At 62.8% G+C, this 25602-nt stretch carries 21 protein-coding genes; 14 read left to right on the top strand and 7 right to left on the bottom strand.

The annotated features are described in order from the left end of the window. Positions 1-5: 5 nt before the first annotated feature. Positions 6-1382 carry an ATP-binding protein gene (locus HWX91_RS28185; protein WP_176035688.1) on the bottom strand — a complete coding sequence of 459 codons (1377 nt, stop codon included), beginning with the start codon at positions 1380-1382 and terminating at the stop codon, positions 6-8. Positions 1383-1554: 172 nt separating this feature from the next. Beyond that, complete coding sequence (locus HWX91_RS28180) at positions 1555-2505, bottom strand: LysR family transcriptional regulator (RefSeq protein ID WP_030103479.1); 951 nt, start codon at positions 2503-2505, stop codon at positions 1555-1557. 118 nt (positions 2506-2623) lie between these two features. Between HWX91_RS28180 and HWX91_RS28175 the strand changes: the two genes are divergently transcribed. Together HWX91_RS28175 and HWX91_RS28170 are read left to right on the top strand one after the other, a co-directional pair. After that, positions 2624-3796 carry a M20 aminoacylase family protein gene (locus HWX91_RS28175; protein WP_102857370.1) on the top strand — a complete coding sequence of 391 codons (1173 nt, stop codon included), beginning with the start codon at positions 2624-2626 and terminating at the stop codon, positions 3794-3796. Between the two features lie 67 nt (positions 3797-3863). Then, entirely contained in the window at positions 3864-5219 is a 1356-nt protein-coding gene (locus tag HWX91_RS28170) for an MFS transporter (RefSeq protein ID WP_102857371.1), read from the top strand. 953 nt (positions 5220-6172) lie between these two features. On the opposite strand, the gene HWX91_RS28165 is transcribed toward HWX91_RS28170, so the two are convergent. Both HWX91_RS28165 and HWX91_RS28160 read right to left on the bottom strand, forming a co-directional pair. Continuing rightward, entirely contained in the window at positions 6173-7426 is a 1254-nt protein-coding gene (locus HWX91_RS28165) for an MFS transporter (protein WP_046565889.1), read from the bottom strand. Next, entirely contained in the window at positions 7423-8376 is a 954-nt protein-coding gene (locus HWX91_RS28160; protein ID WP_046569823.1) for a PRC-barrel domain-containing protein, read from the bottom strand. The genes HWX91_RS28165 and HWX91_RS28160 overlap by 4 nt, the downstream gene beginning before the upstream one ends. Before the next feature lie 540 nt (positions 8377-8916). Here HWX91_RS28160 and HWX91_RS28155 point away from each other — a divergent pair. From HWX91_RS28155 to HWX91_RS28145, 3 genes are all read left to right on the top strand, one after another. Continuing rightward, positions 8917-10299 carry an NCS2 family permease gene (locus HWX91_RS28155; RefSeq protein ID WP_030103484.1) on the top strand — a complete coding sequence of 461 codons (1383 nt, stop codon included), beginning with the start codon at positions 8917-8919 and terminating at the stop codon, positions 10297-10299. 260 nt (positions 10300-10559) lie between these two features. Then, entirely contained in the window at positions 10560-10985 is a 426-nt protein-coding gene (locus HWX91_RS28150; RefSeq protein ID WP_102857372.1) for an ArsR/SmtB family transcription factor, read from the top strand. A gap of 123 nt (positions 10986-11108) precedes the next feature. Next, entirely contained in the window at positions 11109-11855 is a 747-nt protein-coding gene (locus tag HWX91_RS28145) for a DUF899 domain-containing protein (protein WP_176035687.1), read from the top strand. A 37-nt stretch (positions 11856-11892) separates the two neighbouring features. Here HWX91_RS28145 and HWX91_RS28140 read toward each other — a convergent pair whose 3' ends face one another. Then, positions 11893-12741: a helix-turn-helix transcriptional regulator gene (locus HWX91_RS28140; RefSeq protein WP_030103803.1), complete on the bottom strand. Its 849-nt coding sequence runs from the start codon at positions 12739-12741 to the stop codon at positions 11893-11895. A 144-nt stretch (positions 12742-12885) separates the two neighbouring features. On the opposite strand from HWX91_RS28140, the gene HWX91_RS28135 reads away from it, so the two are divergent. Both HWX91_RS28135 and HWX91_RS28130 read left to right on the top strand, forming a co-directional pair. Then, the gene (locus HWX91_RS28135) at positions 12886-13719 is read left to right on the top strand and encodes a carbon-nitrogen hydrolase family protein (protein ID WP_102857482.1); all 834 of its coding nucleotides are present in this window, start codon (positions 12886-12888) and stop codon (positions 13717-13719) included. A gap of 105 nt (positions 13720-13824) precedes the next feature. After that, entirely contained in the window at positions 13825-15192 is a 1368-nt protein-coding gene (locus tag HWX91_RS28130; protein WP_046565883.1) for an APC family permease, read from the top strand. Positions 15193-15347: 155 nt separating this feature from the next. Here HWX91_RS28130 and HWX91_RS28125 read toward each other — a convergent pair whose 3' ends face one another. Then, the gene (locus HWX91_RS28125) at positions 15348-15530 is read right to left on the bottom strand and encodes a hypothetical protein (protein WP_030103586.1); all 183 of its coding nucleotides are present in this window, start codon (positions 15528-15530) and stop codon (positions 15348-15350) included. 153 nt (positions 15531-15683) lie between these two features. Then, positions 15684-16580: an NAD-dependent epimerase/dehydratase family protein gene (locus HWX91_RS28120; RefSeq protein ID WP_046565881.1), complete on the bottom strand. Its 897-nt coding sequence runs from the start codon at positions 16578-16580 to the stop codon at positions 15684-15686. A 471-nt stretch (positions 16581-17051) separates the two neighbouring features. On the opposite strand from HWX91_RS28120, the gene hutH reads away from it, so the two are divergent. The 7 genes from hutH (at position 17052) to hutG (ending at position 25406) form a co-directional block, all read left to right on the top strand. Continuing rightward, the gene (gene hutH / locus HWX91_RS28115) at positions 17052-18575 is read left to right on the top strand and encodes a histidine ammonia-lyase (RefSeq protein WP_102857373.1); all 1524 of its coding nucleotides are present in this window, start codon (positions 17052-17054) and stop codon (positions 18573-18575) included. A 25-nt stretch (positions 18576-18600) separates the two neighbouring features. Then, positions 18601-19296 carry a histidine utilization repressor gene (gene hutC / locus HWX91_RS28110; protein ID WP_102857374.1) on the top strand — a complete coding sequence of 232 codons (696 nt, stop codon included), beginning with the start codon at positions 18601-18603 and terminating at the stop codon, positions 19294-19296. A 91-nt stretch (positions 19297-19387) separates the two neighbouring features. Further along, complete coding sequence (gene hutU, locus HWX91_RS28105; protein ID WP_102857375.1) at positions 19388-21076, top strand: urocanate hydratase; 1689 nt, start codon at positions 19388-19390, stop codon at positions 21074-21076. Between the two features lie 29 nt (positions 21077-21105). Next, positions 21106-21741: a HutD/Ves family protein gene (locus HWX91_RS28100; RefSeq protein ID WP_102857483.1), complete on the top strand. Its 636-nt coding sequence runs from the start codon at positions 21106-21108 to the stop codon at positions 21739-21741. Between the two features lie 109 nt (positions 21742-21850). Continuing rightward, positions 21851-23074: an imidazolonepropionase gene (hutI, locus tag HWX91_RS28095; RefSeq protein ID WP_102857376.1), complete on the top strand. Its 1224-nt coding sequence runs from the start codon at positions 21851-21853 to the stop codon at positions 23072-23074. 10 nt (positions 23075-23084) lie between these two features. Next, positions 23085-24470, top strand: a complete 1386-nt coding sequence (locus tag HWX91_RS28090; RefSeq protein WP_102857377.1) for a formimidoylglutamate deiminase — start codon at positions 23085-23087, stop codon at positions 24468-24470. A gap of 114 nt (positions 24471-24584) precedes the next feature. Beyond that, positions 24585-25406 carry an N-formylglutamate deformylase gene (gene hutG, locus HWX91_RS28085; RefSeq protein WP_102857378.1) on the top strand — a complete coding sequence of 274 codons (822 nt, stop codon included), beginning with the start codon at positions 24585-24587 and terminating at the stop codon, positions 25404-25406. Positions 25407-25602: the final 196 nt, after the last annotated feature.

Raw genomic sequence — 25602 nt, 5'->3', positions numbered from 1 at the left:
TATCTTCAGACCGGTATGCGGCGCGTCATCATTCGTTCGAACGCGTCGACGATGCGTTGCACGTAGGGATTCTTGTGTGCGAGCACGCCGCTCTCGCGCTCGAAGTGCGCCAGCATGGTCGCGTTCGCTTCGAAGACTAGCACCTGACCGCCCGGCAGCAAGGTGAAGTCGATCCCGCCGTAGTCGAGATCGAGCTGCCTGCCGATTGCCGCGATGGCATGCATCGCACGCTCGCCGAGCGCGGCATGCGGATTGTCCAAGAACCGCCGCTCTTCCTCCAGCTTCCACGCGTGCTGTTCCATGTCGGCGGAGTAGTAGTGGACCATCCAGTGCGGTGAAATCGCCAGATGGTAGGGAAACGGCTCCCGATCGACAAAAATGATCCTGTATTTGCGGTAGAAGCCGTCGGTGCTGCGATAGTCGCGAAACGCCGTCAGATAGGAAACCCCGGCTTGTGTCGAGCACCATGCTTCGAGCGCTGCGGGGTTCTCGCATAGCACCAGTCCGTCGCCACCATGCGTAGCGGCGGGGCGCGCCAGAACCGGATAGTCGAGGCCACCCGCCGCGAGCAGCGCGCCAAGCGCGGCGCTTGAGGCCGGGGCGGCATCGCTCTGCACGCACGGCGCCACCTGTACGTCCGGCAGCCCGTTGAGCAGGCTCGCGCTCAGGTGCCGTCGAGTTCGAGCGACAAGCGCGGGCGGATTAAGCATGGGCCGCGCACAGCGCGAGACGAAGCGCGCGAGCCGGCCGGAGAGCGGGGCGGCGATATCCGCATCGCCAATCGCGTTGAACACGAGATCGTAGGGCGGCAAAAGATCGTCTTCTTCGTCGGCGGCGTAGTCGATCGCGTACTTGATACGGCACCAGTCCGTGCCAGACAGCAAGGCATCGACTGGCACATTGCCGGCGGTGCGCGCCGCGCAGAGGAGCAGCACGCGACGCTGTTCCGTACCGCTTCCTTCGACAAAGACGCGCTGGATCCGGTAGGCACGTTCCCGGTATCCGGCGGCTTCATCCACCCGTCCCGCGTTTGCAAGGACGGCAGCCAGATTCTGGCAGGCAGTGGCGACTTGCGGATCGAGCGTCAGAACGAGGCGGTACCAGTATTCCGCGATCGCGTGATCGCCTTTCATGAAGTATCCGGTTGCCACGTCGCAGAGATTCGCGGCGCTGGCGTCGGGTGCCGAACTGGCGTAGCCGTCCAGCGTGTGGGCGGCGATCAGATGCGCAAGCGCGCCCAGTTCGTCGCCGTCGCCGCGCCGGATTTCGGCGAGGGCTCGGTGGCGGGCTGGATCGAGCGGGGCGCTTTCGCCGACGTGCCCGGCTGACGCGCCCGGAGACGATGCTTTGCTGACAGTTTCGTGGTGGGCGTTCTGGGTCACGGTCGGTCGGAATAGCAGCAGGCGACGGGCCGCCGCGCCTTCGAAGCATAGCGGGCGTGCCTGCGATTCGGCTTACAGCGCCGCGTGCCTGCAACGCCGCCAGGGGGCCCATGCCACGCCACGCTATCCCTCGCTATTCCAGGTCGTTTGCCTAAGCCATCCGCTCGCGCCCCTACAGCAGCAACTCGATCGAATGAAACAGCCGGCGCATCTCGGGGTCTTGCGAGCGGGCACCTTCGTCGATGACTTCGCGCAGACAGTCGAGAAAACAGGCAGCCGCCGGACTGGTCGGTGCCCCGCGCCGCGACGTGATGCTGACGATGGTTTCATCCACGGTTTCGCGCAAGGGCAGCGCCCACAGGTTTTCCTTCGCGATGAGCACCTCGACGAGCGGCCACGGGAAGATGCTGACCATGTCCGTTTGCGCGAGCAGGCCAAGCACGACTGAGAGCGAATGCGCGAGGTGGATCGTGTGCGGCACCTTCATGCCGCGCTTGCGAAACAGGTTGTCCGAGATCGATTCGCGGCTTGCCGGGTCCCAGTTCAGCACCCATTCGGCGTCTTCGAGTTCGAGCAGCGTGCGGCAACCCGCCTTTGGATGATCGCGCCGCGCGCACACCGCCGAATGCGTTGAGAACAGCGGGACGTTGTGAAACTCCGATTGCGGCGATGCGGGCGGCGGACGACCGATCGAGAAGTCGAGGCTGCCGTCGCGCAGACGCGGTTGCACGACGCCCAGCAGCCCCTCGAAAAATTCCAGTTGAACTTCCGGCATGTGCTGCCGGAACCGCTGCACCGCATGCGGCAGAAACGTCAACGCCACCCACGGCGTGACGCCGATCGACAGTTTGCCGGCCGCCGCGCCGCGCAGCGCTTCAATTTCCGCTTCCGCGCGTTGCAACTGACCGAGCACCAGCCGCGCATGCACGACCAGCGCGCGGCCGAATTCCGTAAACGCGACGCCGCTCGCTCCGCGCAGCAAAAGGGGCGCTTGCAGGTCGGCCTCCAGTTCGCGCATGGCCTTGGTCACGGCGGCGGGCGACAGATCGAGTGAACGCGCAGCGGCCCGGATACTGCCGGTATCCGCGATGGCCGCCAAGGTGCTGAGCTGATGGAGTTTCATCTGGAAAACCCGTAGGAGGGTGGCAACTACTGGTTGCCGCCGCAACGATTTTACGCCTGCCGCCGGTAAATCGGCGTCGTTATGCTTGGTGCACGCTTTCATAGACGGAGACGACATCGTGAACACCATGGCCATGCCGGCGGGCATCGCCGAACTCGAAGACGAAATGATCGCGCTGCGCCGCCGCATCCACGCGCAGCCCGAACTGGCTTACGAAGAGTTCGCCACCGGCGATCTGGTCGCCGAGCGCTTGCAGGAATGGGGTTACACCGTGCATCGCGGGTTGGGTCAAACCGGCGTTGTCGGGCAACTGAAAGTTGGCAGCGGTAGCCGCAGACTCGGCCTGCGCGCTGACATGGACGCGTTGCCGATCCACGAAACCACCGGCCTGCCTTATGCGAGCACGGTGCCCGGCAAGATGCACGCGTGCGGCCACGACGGCCACACGGCGATCCTGCTGGCGGCTGCCAAGCATCTCGCGCAGGAAAAGAATTTCGACGGCACGTTGAACCTGATTTTCCAGCCTGCTGAAGAAGGTCAGGCCGGCGCTAAGAAAATGCTCGAAGACGGCCTGTTCGACAAGTTTCCGTGCGACGCGGTGTTCGCGATGCACAACATGCCGGGCTTTCCGACGGGCAAGTTCGGTTTCCTGCCGGGCTCGTTCATGGCCTCGTCGGACACGGTGATCATTACGGTGACCGGCCGCGGCGGTCATGGCGCGGTACCGCATAAGGCTGTCGATCCTGTCGTGGTGTGCGCGCAGATCGTGCTGGCGTTGCAGTCGATCGTGTCGCGCAACGTTGCGCCGCTCGACATGGCGATCATCACGGTCGGGGCGATTCATGCTGGCGAAGCGCCGAACGTGATTCCTGAAACCGCCGAGATGCGCCTGTCCGTGCGCGCGCTTCGCCCCGAGGTCCGCGACCTGTTGCAGGAGCGCATTACGGCAGTCGCCTGTGGGCAGGCGGCGGTGTTCGGCGCGCGGGCGCACGTGGACTATCAGCGCCGTTATCCGGTGCTCGTCAACGATGCACAGATGACCGGCCTCGCACGGCAGGTCGCGCTCGACTGGCTCGGCGAAGACGGGTTGATCACCGAGATGCAACCGCTGACCGGCAGTGAGGATTTCGCGTTCCTGCTGGAGCGTTGCCCCGGCAGCTACCTGATCATCGGCAATGGCGACGGCGAGGGTGGCTGCATGGTGCACAACCCGGGCTATGACTTCAACGACGCTTGCCTCGCTACCGGCGCGGCTTACTGGGTGCGGCTTGCGCAGACCTTCCTCGTCTGAGGCGGGTTGGATATTTGCCAAAGCGGCCGTAGAGCCGTGCATCGGCAGGTGCTACATGGAGACACAGATGGACTATTCCGCTACACCGCAGCCCGCAGGTACTGAAGCGTTGAATCTCGCTGGCGCGCCGGCCGCGCAGCCTGTTGAACGCGCGAGCCAGGCCAAAGCGATTGCCGCGATTACGCTTGGCAACGGCCTCGAATTTTTCGATTTCACGATCTACAGCTTCTTCGCGACGATCATCGGCAAGCTGTATTTCCCGGTGGAGGGGCAGCTTGCCCAATTGATGCTGGCGGTCGGCACTTTCGGCGTCGGCTTCATCATGCGGCCGGTGGGCGGCATCGTGCTCGGCGGGTATGCCGACCGCGCCGGACGCAAGGCCGCGATGAGTCTCACGCTTTGGCTGATGACGCTCGGCTCGGCGATCATCGCGTTTGCGCCGACATACGCGATGATCGGCGTTGCCGCGCCGTTATTGGTGATCCTGGCGCGCCTGATTCAGGGGTTCGCGTTGGGCGGCGAAGTCGGTGCGTCGACCTCATTGCTGCTTGAATATGGCAGCGACAAGACGCGCGGATTCTACGGAAGCTGGCAATTCGTGAGTCAGGGGTTGAATACCGTATGCGGTTCGCTGCTGGGCGTGGCGCTGGCGGCGGCGCTGTCCAAGGCCGCGCTGGAGAGCTGGGGCTGGCGGGTGCCGTTCGTGATCGGCATGGCGATGGGGCCGATTGGTATTTATATCCGACGGCATCTGAACGAAACGTTGCCGGGTGTGGAAGACGGCACCGGTTCGGTGGCCGAGGCGCCTGACGCGCAACCGGTTCGCAAGCTGTTTCGCGAGCATTCGCGCGTGATTACGACGGGTGTGTTGACGACGATCGGTGGCACGGCGGCGAACTACATCGTGCTGTTTTATCTGTCTACCTATGCGATTCAGATTTTGAAATTGCCGATGTCGTCGGCGCTGTGGGCTGCGTGGACTGCGGCGATCGTCACGGTGATCTGTTCGCCGTTTGCGGGGGCGTTGTCGGATCGGGTTGGGCGTAAGCGTGTTTTGTGGATTTCGCGGGTGTTGTTGATTGTGGCTGTGTATCCGGCTTTTTTGATTATTAATGCTTCGCCGACGGTGCCGGTTTTGTTGTCTGTTGTTGCGGTGCTGGCGGTGTTTGTGGCTTTTACTGCGGTGCCTAATATCGTCATGTTGCCCGAGTTGTTTCCGCGCGCGATTCGCGCTACTGGCATGTCGATTGTTTATTGTTTAGGGGTGTCGATTTTTGGTGGGTTTGCGCAGTTTTTTGCTACCTGGCTGATTCAGATGACGGGGAGCCATCTGGCTCCGGCGTGGTATTTGATCGGGTGTGGGGTGGTGTCGTTGTTGCCGTTGCCGTTTATGCGGGAGACTGCTGGGAAGGTTATAGATTAAAGATGAGGCTGCGCGGGCTGAGGGTTTTGGGGTTGGGTTTTTGCCTGCCCGGCAGGGGGCCTTCTCGGCGCTTTTTTTGTTGGTCTGGCTCTTTGGCCTTTGCTTGCTTTGTTAGTGGTCCGTTCTGTTGTTGGTCTTTTGGCCTTTCCTTGTTGTGTTAGTGGTCTATTAGCGTTGCCCCTGTGCGGGGCGGCACCTACTTTTCTTTGCCGGCCGCAAAGAAAAGTAGGCAAAAGAAAGCGGCTCAAACCGCTAGTTCTTAAGCGGGTCCCCCGCACAGTTACGGTAGTGGTGCATCTGGAATCTGTGTCCTCGCACATTCGGCGCTGGTGACAAGGGCGTCATACCTCCGGCGGCGCTGCGCGCGCCGATACCCGGTTCATAAAACCGCTCCCAGGTTTTTGCTCCCCCGATTTACCCAGTTCCTGACTCGTCGCTGCCTCACGGCTGCAAGCGCCACCGCGGCAGCGATCGCAAAGCAAGAGCAAAAGCGACGCACACCATTTCATTGAAGTGGGGTTGGCCAATCAGAGCGGGGGCATCTCGCCGAGGCGAAGCCGATGGATCCCGCTGCGCGAATTAACCCCACTGGTTTCCCTGGCGGACCCGTCCGCGACGCACGCAGTGCGGAGTGGGAGCTGATGAGCGCCTTGTCGCTAACGCGGAGTGTGCGGAGGCACGGATTCCAGATGCACCACTACCGTGGCTGCGCGGGGGACCCGCTTAAAAATTAGCGGTTTGAGCCGCTTTCTTTTGCCTACTTTTCTTTGCGGCAGGCAAAGAAAAGTAGGTGCCCCCCCGCACAGGGGGAACGCTAATAGACCGATAAGAAAACAAGGAAAGGCCAAAAGACCAACACCAGGCCAGACCACAAGAACACAGCAAGACAACGCCAAAGCCCAGATCAACAAAAAAGCGCCGCGAAGGCCCCCTGCCGGGCAGGCAACCCAACTTCATCGAACAGCCGACTTCCCATCCCCCACAGGCGCGGCGCCTTCAGCCGCCGCAACCTCCCGCGTTTCAGGCATCGCCGCCCACACCAGCAAAACAGCCAACGCGCCCGCCGCGGCAAGCCCAAAGAAACTCACAGCATTACCAAAATGATCCGCTACAAACCCGGCAGCCGTCGTACTCAACGTCGCCCCAATCCCGGCAGCCAATCCAAACAGCCCAATACACAGGTTATACCGCCCCTTCCCGCCAGCAACATCGGCGGCAATCAACGGCAGCATCACACCGAACACGGCCGCGCTCAAGCCGTCCAGCATCTGCACCGGCACCAGCAAATAAGGGCTGCTGATCCCGGCAAACAACAAAGCCCGTATCGGCAACGCCGAAAAACCCAGCAGCAGAATCGGCCTGCGTCCCCATCGCTCGGCGGAACGCCCAACCCATGGCGACATCATCGCCACAATCGCCTGCGGCACGATAATGCAAGCAGCAATCACGAGCTGCACGTTGTCGCCCATGCCGGCCGTCACCTCGCCCGCGGCGAGATTCAACATCGCTGCATTCGACAAGTGGAACAGCACGATACAAGCCGCGAACAGCAGCATCCGCTTGTCACGCAACAACTCGCGCAAACTCTCGCGCCGCTCGATCTGCTCCGGCGTCGGCCCGGCCCTGGGCAATTCAATCGTGTCGGTGCGCTGAATCATCGTCAGCGCAAACAACGCCGGCACGGCAAGCGCCGCAGTCAACCAGAACACCGCGCGGGGCGAATAGTATTCGCCGAAGATGCCCATCAGCCCGGCCGCCACAGCGCTGCCGATCGACGCCCAGCGCGCGTTGCGTCCCAGCCGGTCGCCCAGATTCGCACGCCCCACCAGAGCGAACGAGATCGCGGCCAATGCCGGCGTCAGCATGCAACTGGCAAAGCCGTGGAATACCTCGGCGGCAATTACCGGCAAAACCGTCGGGCTCGCGGCCAGCAGCACCGCGCTGAGAATGATCGCGGCAATCGCCCACGCGGCCGCGCCTTTCTTGTTGCGCAACGCGTCGACTGCGGCGCCCCCCGGCACCTGGCTCACCATCGCACTAATCGTGCCGACGGACAGCGCCATGCCGATCTCGCCCTGGGTCCACTTATGCGACGCGAGGTACGACGCGATAAACGGCCCAAAGCCCGTCTGCACGTTCGCGACGAAGAAATTCAGCCAATCGAGTGCGCGCAGGCTGCGCGTGGTTACCAAAGTGCGACCAATCATCGGGCCGCCCTTGCGTTGGAACTCGCAGTGACATTGGCCGGCGCAGCAGAAGCCGCAGCAGGGGCCGGCGCCGGAGGCGGCGCGGGCGACACCGCGCGAACCGGTTTGCCGCTGGCGTACGGCGGCGTCGCATTGATCTGCGCGTCGCTCAAATCGATCAGCGGATGCAGCTCCTTGTCTTTCGTGACAAAGCGCAGCGCGGACCAGTTGGCGGCAATCGTGCGCCGCTCGGTACTGACCATGCCGTTGACGTCGAGCACGACCGCCTGGGGTTGCGCGTTGGCGTCGATCAGCACGTCGATCACGCGGCCGACCTTGGCGCCGTTCGAACGCTCGACATCGGCGTCGATCAGCGGCAATTGCAACACAGCGGATTTCGCCGCGGGAGCCGGCACGGCCGCCGCGTTGAGCGTGATCGGCGCGGCTTTCGCTGTCGGCGTGAAGCGGAACGCGCTCCATGGGAAATTGACCTTGCGGTCGCCAACGCCGAGGAATCCCTGCAGATTGACCACCATTTCGCGCGGTTTGCCGCTCGCATCCGCGATCATGTCGACCGCGCGGCCTACCACCTTGCCGTCGGGTTTCTGCACCTCGCTATCGAGCAAAGTGCGCGCGTCGCTTCGCTCGATCGTGCGCAGCACGATCAAGGGCGCGGGCGCGGGGGGCGGCGGCGCGGGCGCGGCGACCGGCGGCGGGGGTTCGACCTTGCGCGGTTTGACAACCGGCTTCTTCGGCTTCTTCGGCTGTTCGGGCTCGGCCGCCTCAGTCTCGACAGGTTCCGGCGCGGAAGCCGCCACAGGGGCGCTCGCGGGCTCGACGGGCATGACCGTGGCGTCGACAATCGGCGCCTGCTGCGGGCCCCACAGCAAGCTGCAACCGGACAGCGCGAACAGCGCGAACACAGCAAGAATCGGAAGACGCCAGGCAGGACGCGAAAAACCGCCGCTCATCAAGAAAGACTCCATGGGCCAATGCGCACGGGCGCTGTGGGGCGCCGCTTTATGTCACGCAATTAAGTCGGGTAAGGGCCAGAGTGTAACCCGTGGCGTCGGGGAGGCCCGGATTTGCAGGCTTTTTGACAGGTGCCGACGAGCGCCGTTCATGCCGTTTTGTGCGTTTATCGAGCGTTCATCAAGCGTTATGACCCCCCGGTTTATCGCCGGTTTTCCGCAATCCGCACCCCGAAACCCTTCCACAACTTCATGACAAACCGTAGGTGTAAACGCGCGGAGCGTCCTCGCGGTTTGCCGTCCCTTAAACGATATAAGCATCGCGACATGTCGGGCATGCCATTCATGCGATGGGAGACATATTTGTGTTGCCCTACATTTCGGGACAGCAAAAGAAGAACGGAGCATGCGGGTTGTCTGCACGCATCGCAAGCCGACGTTCAAACCTTGCCACACCACATTAGATCAACGCAACGAGACGAACCTGATGGCGGCCGGAAAACGGGCCGTTTCAGCACGCTGATAAAGGAGGCACTCATCATGATGGAACCCCACGCCCAACCGATTTCTGAAGTCGGCGCCGAATCATTCGACGGAAAGGGCTTTCTCGACCGCTACTTCGAAATCTCGTCTCGCGGCAGTTCGCAACGTACGGAAATCGTCGCGGGCATCACAACCTTCCTCGCGATGGTTTACTCCGTGTTCGTCGTGCCGGGCATGTTCGGCAAAGCGGGTTTCGATACCAGTGCGGTGTTCGTCGCCGTGTGCCTGACCACCGCCTTCGGCTCGCTGCTGATGGGCGTGTGGGCACGTTTGCCGATCGCAATCGGCTGCGCGATTTCGCTGACTGCGTTCACTGCGTTCGGTCTCGTGCTCGGCAAAGGCCTGCATCCGACCGTCGCGCTCGGCGCGGTGTTCCTGATGGGCGTCGTCTTCACCGCGATCTCGGTGACGGGCGTGCGTTCGTGGATTCTGCGCAATCTGCCCACCGGCATCGCGCACGGCACGGGGATCGGCATCGGCCTGTTCCTGCTGCTGATCGCCGCAAACGACGTGGGTCTGGTCGTCAAGAATCCGGGCGCCGGCCTGCCGGTGGCGCTCGGCAACATCACGGCCTTGCCGGCGATCATGTCGGTGGCGGGTCTGGCTGCGATCTTCGGTCTGGTGCGCCGTCGCGTGCCGGGTTCGATCCTGATCGTGATCGTCGCGATCTCGGCGATCGCGCTCATGATCGATCCGACGGTGGTGTTCCACGGCGTGTTCGCACTGCCGTCGCTGAGCGCGCCGGGCCACGCTTCGCTGATTGGCGCGATGGACATCAAGGGCGCACTGTCGATGGCCGTCTTGCCTAGCGTGCTGGCGCTGGTGATGACCGCCGTGTTCGACGCAACCGGCACGATTCGCGCCGTTGCCGGACAAGCCGGTCAGCTCGACGAAAACGGCCGCATCATCAACGGCGGCCGGGCGCTGACGGCGGATTCGCTGAGCTCGATTTTCTCGGGCCTGCTCGGCGGTGCACCGGCGGCTGCATACATCGAATCGACGGTCGGCGTCGCGGCCGGCGCGAAGACCGGGATGGCTGCGGCAGTGGTCGGTCTGCTGTTCCTCGTCGTGATGTTCTTCTCGCCGCTCGCCAGTCTCGTGCCTTCGTATGCCACGGCTCCCGCGCTGATGTACGTGGGCCTGCTGATGCTCTCGAACGTGAGCAAGCTGCACATGGACGACATGGTCGATGCCATGTCGGGCCTGATGTGCGCCGTGTTCATCGTGCTGACCGCCAACATCGTGACGGGCATCATGCTCGGCTTCGCGACGCTGGTGATCGGCCGCGTGGTGAGCGGCGAGTATCGCAAGCTGAACGTGGGCACGGTTGCCATTGCTGCCGTGCTGGTCGGTTTCTATCTCGGCGGCTGGGCGATCTGATTCTGCCGCACTGCGCTTTACGCGGTTTTGCTGTAGCGCGAGAGCAGGGCAGGTTTTCCGTGCCGCTTTGCTCGAACGTGTAGTCGGTTGTTCTCCACCTTGACGCGGCGTATTGCAGGGTTTTATCTGCGATGCGCCGCGTATCTTTTTTGCGGCGTCCGCTTCATCGCTTCGTTCCCCCCTTTTTTCTTTTCCGCGCGTTCCGGGAAACCTACGCACGCATCCTTGACATCGCGCCTCATGTTTCTATACTTAACCTCATGGTTAAGTTTAACGAAGCGTTACTCGATCGCACTTTCGCCGCGCTGTCCGATCCGACGCGGCGCGCGTTGCTCGCGCGTCTGTCCGGGGTGAACGATCTGTCGGTCAGCGAACTCGCCGAGCCCTTTGCGATGTCGTTGCCCGCGGTGATGAAACACCTCGACGTATTGTCCGAGGCCGGTCTCATCACGCGCAGCAAAACCGGCCGCAAGGTAGCGTGCCGTTTGTCCGCCGGACCTATGGAGGAAGCCATGGAATGGCTCACTCGCTATCAGCGTTTCTGGTCGGCATCGCTCGATCGTCTGGCTGCTTTCGTCGAAGAGGAGACCGCCTGTCCACCAAGCCGGGCGTCACCCTCCGGCGGCGCCTCGACGGCACGCCGGCGCAAGCCTTCCGCGCCCGGACGGAAGCGGCGCGATTCATGACGTGGAGGCATCCCATCCGTGGGCCGCATCGATTCGGCAGGCGCTATGGCCTCGATGCGCTGGAACGCTATTTCGCCTGATTTTGCTCTATTGAACCTGTACGACGCAGACAAGGAGATGCAAATGAACCCGCAAATAGACTCGCAACACCGGATCGGCACCAGAGAAGAATGGCTGGCCGCCAGCAAGGCGCTACTAGTCGAAGAGAAAGCGTATATGCGCGCCGGCGATGAGCTCGCCCGCAAACGCCGTGCATTGCCGTGGGTGAAAGTCGACAAGCCCTACGTATTCGACACGCCGCAAGGCCGCAAGACACTCGCCGATCTGTTCGGCGGCCGCAGTCAGTTGATCGTCTATCACTTCATGTTCGGCCCGGAATGGGAGGAGGGCTGCTTCGGCTGCTCGTTCGTGTCGGATCACATGGACGGTATCCTGACGCATCTCGAACATCACGACGTATCGTACGTGGCGGTTTCGCGAGCGCCGCTCGCCAAAATAGAAGCCTTCAGGCAGCGTATGGGCTGGAAGTTTCCTTGGGTCTCGTCGAATGACAGCGATTTCAATTTCGACTATCACGTGTCGTTTACGCCGGAGGAAGTCGCCAGCAGGAAGGCGTTCTACAACTTCACCGAACAGGATGTCGGCATCGACGAGCTACCCGGTCACAGTGTGTTCTACAAAGACGAGGCGGGCGACGTCTATCACACGTATTCCACCTACGGACGAGGCGGCGAGCAGTTCCTCAGCGCGTACGCGCATTTCGACGTCACCCCGAAGGGCCGCAACGAGAAGAAGAATATGGGCGAATGGCTCAAGCATCATGACCGCTACGAAGAGAAAGCGAGCGGTTGCGCCGCATGCGGTTCGTGATGCGGATGAGCGGCGCCGGCATCGAATCAGCCGGACGTCATGCGCCTTTGCGTCCCGCTTCATAAAACAGCGCAAATAACTCCGACTGCGAGTTGACATTGAGCTTGGTATAAATGTGCTTCTTGTGCGCGCGCACCGTCTCGAACGAGATCGTCAGTTTCTCCGCGATGGCGCGTGTTGAAAATCCGCTCAAGCTCAGCATGGCCACTTCGACCTCGCGCGCCGTGAGCGGTGAACGGCCGCTCGCCGATGACACCTGCTCGAAGCGCGCGGCATAGGCGGGCGCCTCCGTTTCTGTCTGCGTCACGGCTTCTGCCGGTGTTTGCGTCGCCGCCTCGCCCGCACGCGGCGGCGCGCCGAATACCTCATACGGCAGGCGCTGTCGCAGCAACGCGATCACCCAGGGCGCGCACAGCGCGAGTACCGCGAGGTCGCGCTCGCCATAGCGATGCGTTGCGCCCAGCGAGAACGCCAGCGTATGCCGCGCGTCGATCATGTAGTTGAAATGCACCTCGTCGCCGACGATGTTTTTCCTGAAGTACCGCTGGTAGTAATCGGTCATCGAGAAGTTGTCGGGCGCGACGTCCGCAAGCGTGACGAAGCCCGAGGCCGGCCTCCCGGTCGCGGCGATGTAGAACGGGTCGAGCTGATAAAGCGCGGCGAGATAGTCCTGGAACATCGCATCCACCGTGCCGTCCGGCGTGGGCGATTCGGCGCAGACGAGCGGCGCTGCGCCAGGTGTGAAGCGCAGGGCGACCCAGTTATCGAACGCGACATAGCGTTCCAGCGCGCGCGTGAGACGAGTCCAGAATTGCGCGCTGTCGAGCGCTTCGATAACCGCGCCGATCTCGCGATGAAAGGCCAGATCGCGCCATTCGAGTTCCATGCGTGCTCCGTTGAGGGTAACCCAGCCGGGTGATTACGAACAAAAATATGTCTGGTAATAATAGGCCCAACCTGAAAACGCGGGCGGCCTGACAATAACCGCTATTCAACGCGAAGCAAACCGGCAAGTACAGGAGACAGAATGCTGCAACTCGAACTGGCCCAGATTCCGATCGTGGATGGCGCGATGGGCGTCGGCGGGGCAAACGTGCAACGCGTGCTGCAAACCATCGGCCAACGCGCGGCCGGAACCGATCTGATCGTGTTTCCGGAGACCACGCTGTCGGGCTTTCCGACGCGCGACACCGTCGGCGAGGTGGCCGAAACGATCGACGGGCCTTCGCTAAGCGCGGTCCGCGATGCGGCGCGCGAAGCAGGTGTTGCGGTGGCGGTGGGTCTCGCCGAGCGCGACGGCAAGCGCTTTTTCAACACTACGGTGCTGGTCGACGAACGCGGCGAGATCGCGCTGCGTTATCGCAAGACGCATCTGTGGGCGTCGGACGTCGGCGTATTTGAACCGGGCGACCGCTACGAAGTATGCAATTTCAAAGGCCTGACGGTCGGCCTGCTGATCTGCTACGACATCGAGTTTCCCGAAACGGCGCGCGCGGTCGCCTCGCTCGGCGCCGATCTGCTGATCGTGACGAACGGCAATATGGAGCCGTTCGGGCCGGTGCATCGCCGGGCAATCGTGGCCCGCGCGATGGAGAACCAGATGTTCGCGGCGCTCGTGAACCGCATTGGTTCCGGCGACGACAACCTCACGTTTCCCGGCGAATCGGCGCTGATCGATCCGTTCGGCGAGGTGGTGTGCGATGCCGGGCATGAAGAAACGGTCCTGCGCGCCACGCTCGATCCGGCGCACCTCGAAGGCGCGCGTGAACATTATCGTTATCTGCACGACGCCCGTATTGCACTCGATCTCGCGACGCTGAACGACGAGTACGGGCAACCCGCGCGTGTGATTCGCGCGCGGTAAGGCGCGCCACACGCGCTTCCAGCATATCTGATCGACCAGGCTCGACCGGGGCGCGTTCCACGCCGCCTCCGGCGACGCTCGCCCATTCGCATGAGGAGACACCGCATGACCCCGACATCGCCCACCGAGCGCGCCGGCGCATCCGCCGCGCCTGAGGCCACGCATCTGAAACGCACCCTCGGGCTGCCTTCAGTCCTGTTGTTCGGCCTTGCCTATATGGCGCCGCTGATCGTCTACGGCACCTATGGTGTGCTGGCGAGCGCCAGCAACGATACCGCCGCGCTCGCGTATCTGATCGCGCTGATCGCGATCGTGTTCACGGCGCTCAGTTACGGCAAACTCGCGCGGCTTTTCCCGGTGGCGGGTTCGGCTTATACCTACACGCGCAAAACCTTTAATCCGCATCTGGGTTTCATGATCGGCTGGGCCACCTTGCTCGATTATTTTTTTCTGCCAATGGTGATCTGGCTGATCGGCGCCGCGTATCTCAGTGCCGCGTTTCCACACATTCCGAACTGGATCTGGATCGTGGCGTTCATTGTGCTGACGAGCGCGCTGAACATTCTCGGCATTGAACTCGCGAACCGTTTCAACATCGTGCTGATGGTCGTGCAACTAGCGATTGTCGCGTTGTTCGTCGTGCTGTGCTGTCACTATGTGACCGCTGCGGCGGGACCTGGCGGCCTGATTTCGGCTGAGCCCTTCTTCAAGCCGCATGTGCCGTTCTCGGCGACGATGGCAGGCGCTGCGATTGCCGCGTATTCGTATCTCGGCTTCGACGCGGTATCGACTTTGACCGAAGAAACCATCGCTCCGGAAAAGACCATGCCGCGCGCGATCGTGCTGATCGCGCTGATCGGCGGTGCGATCTTCGTGATTGCCGCGTACACGGTGCAACTCGCGCACCCGGGGGCGGTGTTCAAGGATCCGGATTCGGCCGCCTTCGAAGTCGCGCGAAAAGTGGGCGGCGATATCTTCGTCACGGTGTTTCTGGCCGGCCTGATTCTCGCGCAATTCGCTTCGGGTATCTCGGCGCAGGCAAGCGTGGGGCGTTTGTTGTATGCGATGGGACGCGACGAAGTCTTGCCCCGGCGCATCTTCGGCTTCGTGCATCCGAAGTTCAAGACGCCGGCGCTGAATATCGCAATCGCAGGCGCAATCGGTCTGGTCGCGTTGAAACTCGATGTCGCGACGTCGACCTCGTTCATCAACTTTGGCGCGTTTCTCGCATTCACCGCGGTCAATCTGTGTGTGATCCGTCAGTTCTTCAGCGCGAAGGGCGGTGCGAATGCAATGGGTGTGATCGGCGGTCTGCTGTTTCCGCTGGCCGGCGCGGTGGCGGATATCTGGCTGCTGGTGAGTCTTGAGAAAACCGCGCTGGTGCTCGGTGCGGTGTGGTTCGTGCTGGGCTTGTGCTACCTCGGCTGGATCACACGCTGTTTCCGCCGGGCGCCGCCGGAAGTCGCGGTTTGAGGCAGCCGTTTGTGCCCGGTTTGTGCCCGGTTTGTGCCCGGTTTGTGCCCGTCCTCGTGCTGTAATCGTGATTGTCCGCCAGCGTGCCGGTGCCGCTCAGTTGCGAAGCGAGGTGCGGGTTGAGGCGGGCGGCGCTGCGTGGCGCAGTGTCGAACTCACAAGGCCATGTCGAACGCGGGCCTGAGGAACACCTCGATCGCCATCACGACAAGACTCATCGCGGCGGCTGCCAGCGTGAGCGTGCCGTATTCATCGTAGTGCGCGTCGTACACGCACGCCACGACGAACAGGATCGCCAGCAGGTTGGTCAGCCAGTAGAAATTCAGCGCCAAGGTCATCGATCAAATCCGGACTCACGCGCGACTCGTAGCGTCGAATCGCACTATTACGTGAGCCGGATTCTAGCGAGGTGAGCTTACGGATTCGCAACACCCCGGCTTACACTGCTTACGTTCTCCAGGACGCCCCGGAGGGCGTCTCCTCGCGAAACATCAAATCATCTCGCGCTCGATCCAGTCGATCACCGAGTTACGTTTCGGCTGCCAGCCGAGCAGCTTGCGCGCGCGTTCACCGCGTACCCGGCTGTTCGATCCGAGCCCGTACGAAGCCATTTCGTAACCCCATTCCTTTTGCGCCGCTTCGAGCGGCCAGTCTTGCGGCTCACCGAGTTTCATCACGTGAGCGATGGCCGTACTCATGTCGCGGAACGACGCTTCGCCGCTCTCGACGAAATAGAAGGTGCCAGCCGGCGTCTTTTCCAATGCGAGGCGATAGAGTTCGGCGACGTCGTCGATATGCACGTTCGACCAGATGTTGCCGCCGCTGCCCACATGCCGCACCACGCCGCTCTTTTGCGCCTGACGCACGAGCCGAGGCAACTGCACGCTAGCACTGCCAGGCACCGCCCCATGGCCGTAAATCAGCGTGTTGCACAGCACCGCCGAGCGAATGTTTTGCTGTGCGGCCGCGAGCACGAGTTGATCGATGGCGACGCGTGCCGCTTTATCCGCCGTCGGCTGGGGCAGGGCGTCCTCGTGATAGATGCGCGCCTCACCGGCCTCTCCACCCGACGCATCGCCCACGATGCTCGAGCCGCTCGTATGCAGAAACGGTTTGCCGGAACCGGCGAGGCCCTCGATCAGCGCTTTCACCGCGCCCTCGTGGTCGCTGCTCGCGGCGTTGATGACCGCGTCGGCGGCTTGTGCTTCGGCGATCAGCAATTCGCGGTCGTCGAGCGTGCCGATCACGGGTTCGATGCCGAGGCGTTGTAGTTCGGCGCTGTGTTCGGGCTTGCGGATCAAACCGCGTACTTGATGGCCTGCACGCACGAGGTGCGCCGCGATCGAACCGCCGATAAAGCCGCTTGCGCCAGTAACGAAAATCTTCAAGACGTTCTCCTTAATGGAAATACCGGAAACACTGGAAACACGATGCAATGCACGCAGTATCCGCCGTCTTGATTCTCGCAAAAAGCGTATTAGTCTCAAATCAATCTTGATTTTAAATCAACAATAAAGGCTTCCGGTGTGGGTGCGCGGGCTTTCTTGCGCCGGCAACGGGCTCTCCTATAACTCAGTGACGCGCGCGTGGGCAGGCCCGGCTGCGCCGGCCGCCGGGGCGAATCTTTTTTGGTCGCTTGCCGCTGTCTATTTTGAATGTGTATATACAAGTTATCCCGCAAGGTGAGCGGGTCCGGCGCGCCATACCCAGCGCTCGAAACGCTGACGGATGTGGCATGCGTGGCGCCAGCATTCAGTTCTAATGGAAACCCCTAGGTCGGAAGCTGCAAAAACAGGTTGTATATACAGGATGGCGACGCTAGACTTCTCTCAAATTGTATAGACAAGACAGGACACACCATGATGATTCTGAAACCCGGCTATCTGACCCTCCCGCAACTGCGCCAGATCGCACGCGAACACGTCGCGCTGCAACTCGATCCCGCCAGCCACGCCGCCATCGACGCCTGCGCCAAAGCCGTCGCCGATATCGCCGCGAAGGGCGAGCCGGCATACGGCATCAATACGGGTTTCGGGCGCCTCGCCAGCACGCACATTCCGCACGACCAGCTCGAACTGCTGCAACGCAATCTGGTGTTGTCGCACGCGGTGGGCGTGGGTGAGCCGATGTCGCGTCCGGTGGTGCGCCTGCTGATCGCGCTGAAGCTCTCGAGCCTGGGCCGCGGCCACTCCGGTATCCGCCGCGAAGTGATGGAAGCACTGATTACGCTGTACAACGCCGACGTGCTGCCGGTGATTCCGGTCAAGGGTTCGGTTGGCGCTTCGGGCGACCTCGCGCCGCTCGCGCATATGTCGGCCACCCTGCTCGGCGTCGGCGAAGTGTTCGCGAAGGGCGAACGCATGCCGGCCACCGAAGGCCTCGCGCTGGTCGGCCTCAAGCCGCTCACGCTGCAGGCGAAGGAAGGTCTGGCGCTGCTGAACGGCACGCAGGCCTCCACCGCGCTCGCGCTCTACAACATGTTCGCCATCGAAGACCTGTACCGCACCGCGCTGGTGGCGGGCGCGTTGTCGGTGGACGCGGCGGCGGGTTCGGTCAAGCCGTTCGACGCGCGCATTCACGAACTGCGCGGCCATCAAGGCCAGATCGACGCAGCAGCGGCTTACCGTTCGCTGCTGCAAGGCTCGGCGATCAATGTTTCGCACGCCGACTGCGACAAGGTGCAGGACCCGTACAGCCTGCGCTGCCAGCCGCAGGTGATGGGCGCGTGCCTGGACCAGATGCGTCACGCAGCCGAGGTGCTGCTGCTCGAAGCGAACGCCGTGTCCGACAACCCGCTGATTTTCCCGGATACGGGCGAAGTGCTGTCGGGCGGCAATTTCCACGCGGAGCCGGTTGCATTCGCGGCCGACAACCTCGCGCTGGCCGTCGCCGAAATCGGCGCGCTGGCCGAACGCCGCATCGCGCTGCTGATCGACGCGACGCTGTCGGGCCTGCCGCCGTTCCTCGTACGCGACGGTGGTGTGAATTCGGGCTTCATGATCGCTCACGTGACGGCGGCCGCGCTCGCGTCTGAAAACAAGACGCTCGCGCACCCGGCGTCGGTCGATTCGCTGCCTACCTCCGCGAACCAGGAAGACCACGTGTCGATGGCCACGTTCGCTGCGCGCAAGCTCGGCGATATCGCCGAAAACGTCGCGAACATCCTGTCGATCGAGTTGCTTGCTGCCGCGCAGGGCGTCGATCTGCGCGCGCCGCACAAGACCAGCCCGAGCCTGCAGAAAGTGATGGACGCGGTGCGCAAGGACGTCGCGCACTACGAACTCGATCACTACTTCGCACCGGATATCGCGGCCGTCACGCGGCTCGTGCAGAACGGCACGATTGCGAAGCTGAGCCCGTTCTCGTTTGCCTCCGAACAATAAACACTCAGCCAGGCAGAACCAGCCAATGAACGCACCGGCCTATCAGGGCATCAAGGACTTCATCCTCGGCCGCATCCATGCGGGCGAATGGGCTGAAGGCGATCAGGTGCCCTCCGAAAACGAACTTGCGCGTGAATTCAACGTCGCGCGCATGACGGTCAACCGCGCGTTGCGCGAGTTGACCTCGGAGCAGGTTCTCACGCGGGTGCAGGGCTCGGGCACCTTCGTAGCCCGGCCCAAGTACGAATCGACGCTGGTGGCGATCCGCAGCATCTCCGACGAAATCGTTGCGCGCGGCCATCGCTATCTGGCGAAGGTGCTGCACATCGGCGCGAGCATCGCCGACGAGGCGCTCGCCGAGGAAATGCAGGTGAGCGCGGGCAGTCCGGTGTTTCATTCGCGCGTGCTGCATTTTGAAAACGACGAACCGGTGCAACTCGAAGAGCGCTGGGTCAATCCGGTGGTTGCGCCTGAGTACGCGTTGCAGGACTTCACGAACACCACACCGAATCAGTATCTGGTGCGCGTCGCGCCGCTGCAGCGCGTCGAGTACCGCATTGAAGCCCTGGCGGCGGACGCGGATACGCGCGAGTTGCTGACCATGGACGAACTCGAACCTTGCCTCGTGTTGCATCGGCGCACGTGGTCGCAAAGCCAGGTCGCCTCGATTGCCAATCTCTGGCATCCCGGCAGCCGCTATCGCTTCACCGGTCATTTCTGATTTCGCCGTATTTATCGACTCGTTATCGAGCCGTTTTCGACTTAATTTCCCGAATTCTTCCCGAACTTTTTCACGCATTCCGAGGGCCACCATGAACAACCCGAAACACATCGACCCGCGTCTGGACCCGACCCGCACGATCCGCGCACCGCGCGGTGCGGAAAAGACTTGCAAGACCTGGATTGCGGAAGCCGCGTACCGGATGATCCAGAACAATCTGGACCCGGAAGTCGCCGAGCATCCGCACGCGCTGGTCGTCTACGGCGGTATTGGCCGTGCCGCGCGTAACTGGGATTGCTTCGATCAGATCCTCGCGTCGTTGAAGGATCTGAACGAGGACGAGACGCTGCTGATTCAATCGGGCAAGCCGGTCGGCGTGTTTCGCACGCATGCGGACGCGCCGCGCGTGCTGCTGGCGAATTCGAACCTGGTGCCGCATTGGGCGACGTGGGAACACTTCCACGAACTCGATCGCAAGGGTCTCATGATGTACGGCCAGATGACGGCGGGCAGCTGGATCTACATCGGCAGCCAGGGCATCGTGCAGGGCACCTACGAAACGTTTTTCTCGGTGGCGAACCAGCATTTCAACGGCGATCCGTCGGGTCGCTGGATTCTGACGGGTGGTTTGGGCGGAATGGGCGGCGCGCAACCGCTGGCCGCGACCATGGCCGGCTTCTCGATGATCGCGGTGGAATGCGATGAGACGCGCATCGACTTCCGTCTGAAGACCCGTTACGTCGACAAGAAGGCGAAGACGCTCGACGAAGCGCTCGCCATGCTCGATGAAGCGAAGAAGTCCGGCAAGCCGGTTTCGATCGGACTCCTCGGCAATGCCGCCGATGTGTTCGCCGAGTGCGTGACGCGCGGCATTACGCCGGATTGCGTGACCGATCAGACCAGCGCGCACGATCCGATTCACGGCTATCTGCCGCAAGGCTGGAGCGTCGAAGACTGGCGCGAGCGTCAGAAGACCGCGCCGGACAGCATCGTGACGCCGGCCAAGCAGTCGATGGCCAAGCAGGTTCAGGCGATGCTGGCGTTGCAGGCGCGCGGCGCGGCCACGCTCGACTACGGCAACAACATCCGCCAGATGGCGTTGGAAATGGGCGTCGAAAACGCCTTCGATTTCCCGGGCTTCGTGCCGGCGTACATCCGTCCGTTGTTCTGCGAAGGCAAGGGGCCGTTCCGCTGGGTCGCGCTGTCGGGCGATCCCGAAGATATCTACAAGACCGATGCGAAGGTCAAGGAACTGATCCCCGACGACCCGCATCTGCACAACTGGCTCGACATGGCGCGCGAACGCATTGCGTTCCAGGGGCTGCCGGCGCGGATTTGCTGGGTCGGCGTGAAGGATCGCTATCGTCTGGGCCAGGCGTTCAACGAAATGGTGAGGAACGGCGAACTGAAGGCGCCGATCGTGATCGGCCGCGATCACCTCGACACGGGTTCGGTTGCGAGCCCGAATCGCGAAACCGAATCGATGAAAGACGGCTCGGACGCAGTCAGCGACTGGCCGCTGCTCAACGCATTGCTGAACACGGCAGGCGGCGCGTCGTGGGTCTCGCTGCATCATGGCGGCGGCGTCGGCATGGGCTTCAGCCAGCACTCGGGTGTGGTGATCGTCGCTGACGGTACGGATGCCGCGAAGGAGCGCCTCGGCCGTGTGCTGTTCAACGATCCGGCAACCGGCGTGATGCGTCATGCGGATGCGGGCTATGAACTCGCGCAGGAAACAGCACGCGAGGCAGGTCTGAATCTGCCGATGCTGGGCCGTTGATCGTGGCGCTTCACAGCACGCCTCACAGCATGCCTCACAGCACGCTTGCCGCCGGTGCGGCAAGCACCACGCTGATTCGCGGCGCCGATCTCGCGGCGACGCCGTGGAAAAACGGCGGCGGCGTCACGCGTGAAGTCGCGGCGTTTCCCGCCGGCGCGGGGCTCGACGCGTTCACGTGGCGGGTGAGCATCGCCGACGTGGCGCAAGCCGGACCGTTCTCGCGTTTTGCGGGTATCGATCGCACCCTGGCGCTGTTGTCGGGTGCGGGCATGCTGCTGGATGAAACCGATGCCACCGCCGCTGGCGCGCACGCCGTGAAGACGTACGCGTTGACCCAGCCGCTCGATATCGCCCGGTTCGCGGGCGAAGCGCAAATCGATGCACGTCTCGTCGACGGCGCCACGCGCGACTTCAACCTGATGGTCCGCCGTGGCGCGGCGGTAGGTGAGAGCGAAGTGTGGCGCGGTGCGACGCAACGCGTATTGTCCGCCGACGTGGTGTTGCTGTTCTGCGCGAGCGGTTCGGTCTCGCTCGCGCTCGGCGACGAAGGCGAGGCGCATGTGCTTGAGGCAGACGACACACTGCGTATCGATACGCCGAATGCGTTGTCATGCACAGCGAAGGGCACCGGCACGGTGCTCGCGATCAGCATCCGCTATACGTGATAGCCACAATGATGACGACGATTCGCGTGCACACTTAACTCCCGGCACAGGCCCGGCAAAGCGCGCCGCGAATCACCACAGACACGCAACGAGCTGCAAAGAGCACGCGATGAAGCAAACCGTCTGGCATCACCTGAAACTTTGCCCTCAGGGCGATCCCCAACACACGCTGCCCGATGCCGCGATTGCCGTTGAAGACGGCAAGATCGCATGGCTTGGCGCAGCGTCCGAGTTACCGGCTCACTACGCCGCATGGCCGCGCGAAGATTTGCACGACGCGTGGGTGACGCCGGGTCTCGTCGATTGCCATACGCATCTGGTGTACGGCGGCCAGCGCGCGGATGAATTCGCGCAGCGCCTTGCCGGTGTCAGCTATGAAGAAATCGCGCGGCAGGGCGGCGGCATCGTCTCGACTGTGCGCGCCACGCGTGCCGCCGACGAAGACGCGCTGTTCCGCCAGGCGGCCGCGCGTCTCGAACCGCTGCTCGCCGAAGGCGTCACGGCGGTCGAAATCAAATCCGGCTACGGCCTCGATCTCGCCAGCGAGCGCAAGATGTTGCGCGTCGCGCGTCGGTTAGGCGAGCGCTATCCGGTATCGGTCTATACGACGTTTCTCGGTGCCCATGCATTGCCGCCGGAGTTCGCGGGTCGGGCCGACGCGTATATCGACGAAGTCTGCAATACGATGCTGCCCGCGCTCGCCGATGAAGGCCTGGTCGACGCCGTCGACGTGTTTTGCGAGCGCATCGGCTTTTCGCTGGAACAAAGCGAGCGCGTGTTTCAGGCCGCCGGGCGCCACAATCTGCCGGTGAAAATGCACGCCGAGCAGTTGTCGAACAGCGGCGGCACGGCATTGGCCGCGCGACACCATGCGCTGTCCACGGATCACCTCGAATTTCTCGACGAAGCCGGCGTTGCCGCGATGCAGGCGTCCGGCACCGTCGCCGTGCTGCTGCCGGGCGCGTACTACTTCATCCGCGAGACGCAATTGCCGCCTTTGGACCTGCTGCGGCGCTATCAGGTGCCGATTGCGATTTCCACCGACAGCAATCCCGGCACGTCGCCCACTACGTCGCTGCTGCTGATGATGAACATGGCGACCACCTTGTTCCGCATGACGGTGCCCGAAGTGCTGCAAGGCGTGACCGTGCACGCGGCGCGCGCGCTCGGCAAGGCGGACCGGCATGGCTCGCTCGAAGTTGGGCGCGCGGCGGATTTCGCGGTGTGGTCAGTAGAAACGCTTGCCGAGCTGGCTTACTGGATTGGGCGTCCGTTGTGCGCGCAGGTCGTGCGCGCGGGCGAGACGGTTTATACGCGGCGTGATTTGAGCTAGGGCCTGAGAGATGATGCAATCAAAACAATCACTATTCGCCGATCACGCCTATCTGCCCGACGGCTGGCGCCGCAATGTGCTGCTGGAATGGGACGCAGACGGCACGCTGACATCGGTTACGCCTGATACGGCGGTTGTTCCGGACGGCGTGCAAAAAGCCGCGGGTCCCGTATTGCCAGGCATGCCGAATCTTCATTCGCATGCATTCCAGCGCGCGATGGCCGGACTCACCGAGTATCGGGCGAACGCAACCGATAACTTCTGGAGCTGGCGCGATCTGATGTACCGTTTCGCCGCGCGGATCACGCCGGAAGGACTCGCTGCGGTCGCGCAGTGGCTCTTCATCGAGATGCTGAAGGCGGGCTATACGTCGGTCTGCGAATTCCATTACGTGCACCACACGCCGGATGGCAGCCGCTATGCGAATCAGGCGGAGCTGGCACAGCGCGTGGTGGACGCAGCTTCGGCAAGCGGCATTGGCATGACGATGCTGCCCGTGCTGTATCAGTACAGCGGTTTCGGGTCGCGCGCACCGCGTGAAGATCAGCAGCGCTTCATCAATACGCCGGAGAGTCTGCTCGATCTGCTCGGTACGTTGCGCGCGGCACGTGCCGAGAGCGCCGTGTTGCGCTACGGCGTGGCGCCCCATTCGTTGCGCGCGGTGTCGGCCGATTCGCTGCGTACCTTGTTGAACGGTATCGATAGCAGCGCGCCGGTTCACATCCATATCGCCGAGCAGACCGCCGAAGTCGACGCCTGCCTCGAAACCGAAGGCGCCCGGCCGGTGCAATGGCTGCTGGATCGCTTCGACGTCGATAGCCGCTGGTGCCTCGTGCACGCCACGCATGTCGACGCGAACGAAACGCTGGCGCTTGCGAAAAGCGGCGCGGTTGCCGGTTTGTGTCTGACCACCGAAGCCAATCTCGGTGACGGAATTTTTCCGGCACACGAGTATCTTGACGCGCAAGGGCGCATCGGTATCGGCTCGGATAGCCATATCGGCGTCGACTGGCGGGCGGAATTGCGTTTGCTCGAATATGGTCAGCGCCTCACGCGCCGGCAACGCAATGTGCTCGCCTCGCCGCAGGCGACGCACGTGGCCGACCGCTTGTTCGACGCCGCGCTCGAGGGTGGCGCGCACGCCACGGGGCGCGCTGTCGGCGCATTGCAGGCAGGCCGCCGCGCCGACTGGCTGGTGCTCGATGCGGATCATTCGAGCATTGCCGAGCACGCGCCCAACGCGTGGCTCTCGGGCGTTGTATTCTGCGAACATGGCGAGTCGCCGATTCGCGATGTCTACACGGGGGGCGACAAGATTGTCGAGAACCGCCGTCATCGTGACGAGGAGGGCGCTTTTACGCGCTATCGTGGGGCGCTCGCCGACTTGCTCCGCTAGGGTAATGCCGAGTGTCGCTGCTGCCGGTGCTGCCGGCAGCGGCGACATGCTCGCGTGAATGACTGAACAAGCCGAGTAAGCTGAGCCTTCGACTTTTATCGATTCCGGACTGATATGACCGCTTCGTCTACCGCAACCACTCCGCCGGTTTTCTCGCTGCAGCGGGGAAGCCTGCCGTTGCTGATTTCGATCCCGCATCTGGGCACGCAAATTCCCGCCGACATCGCTGCAACGATGACGCCGATCGCGCAGCGCACCGACGACTGCGACTGGCATCTCGACCGACTCTACGCCTTTGCGAAGCGCATGGGCGCGTCGATCCTGGCGCCCACGTACGCGCGTTACGTAATCGATCTGAACCGCCCGCCCGACGGCGCGAATCTGTATCCGGGGCAGGACACCACCGGCTTGCTGCCGGTCGATACCTTCGACAAGGAGCCGCTGTACCTGGAAGGCCATCTGCCGACCGACGCCGAAGTCGCGCGCCGGCGCGATGCTTACTGGAAGCCTTATCACGATGCGCTGGCGGGCGAGCTCGCCGCGCTGAAGGCGAAGCACGGCAAGGTGTTGCTGTGGGAAGCCCATTCGATTCGCTCGCACGTGCCGCGATTTTTCGAAGGACGTTTGCCGGATTTCAACTTCGGCACATCCAACGGTGCCAGCGCGGTGGCCGGCGTAGCTGAAGAACTGGCCGCGATAGTCGAGCGGCACGGCGCTTATTCCGCTGTCGCCAACGGCCGCTTCAAGGGCGGCTATATCACGCGCGAGTACGGGCAGCCGGCGCAGGGCGTGCACGCGATACAGCTCGAGTTGTCGCAGATTACGTATATGGAGGAGCAGATGCCGTATGCGTATGACGAAAGGCTGGCGGTGAAGGTCGAGCCTTTGCTGGAAGAACTGGTGGCGACGGCATTGCAGCGCGTACGCGCAGCCTGACGGCGGCTGCCTGAAATGGCTGCCTGAAATGGCTACCTGAAGCGGCTACCTGAAGCCGTCGCCGTCACGACTATTCCTCCCTTCTTCTCCACGCGGCTCAGCGCGCTTCGCGTTATGCGAGGCCGCAGCCGCGTCGGCTCGCACCGCAAAGGTGTAACAGCATGTGTCCGTGATTGCATGCTGCGGCGTTCGCGCC

This window comes from Paraburkholderia fungorum (assembly GCF_902833645.1).
GTDB lineage: Bacteria > Pseudomonadota > Gammaproteobacteria > Burkholderiales > Burkholderiaceae > Paraburkholderia > Paraburkholderia fungorum.
The sequence above is the reverse complement of the archived record's forward strand: the minus strand, read 5'-3'. Positions and strand labels throughout refer to the sequence as shown.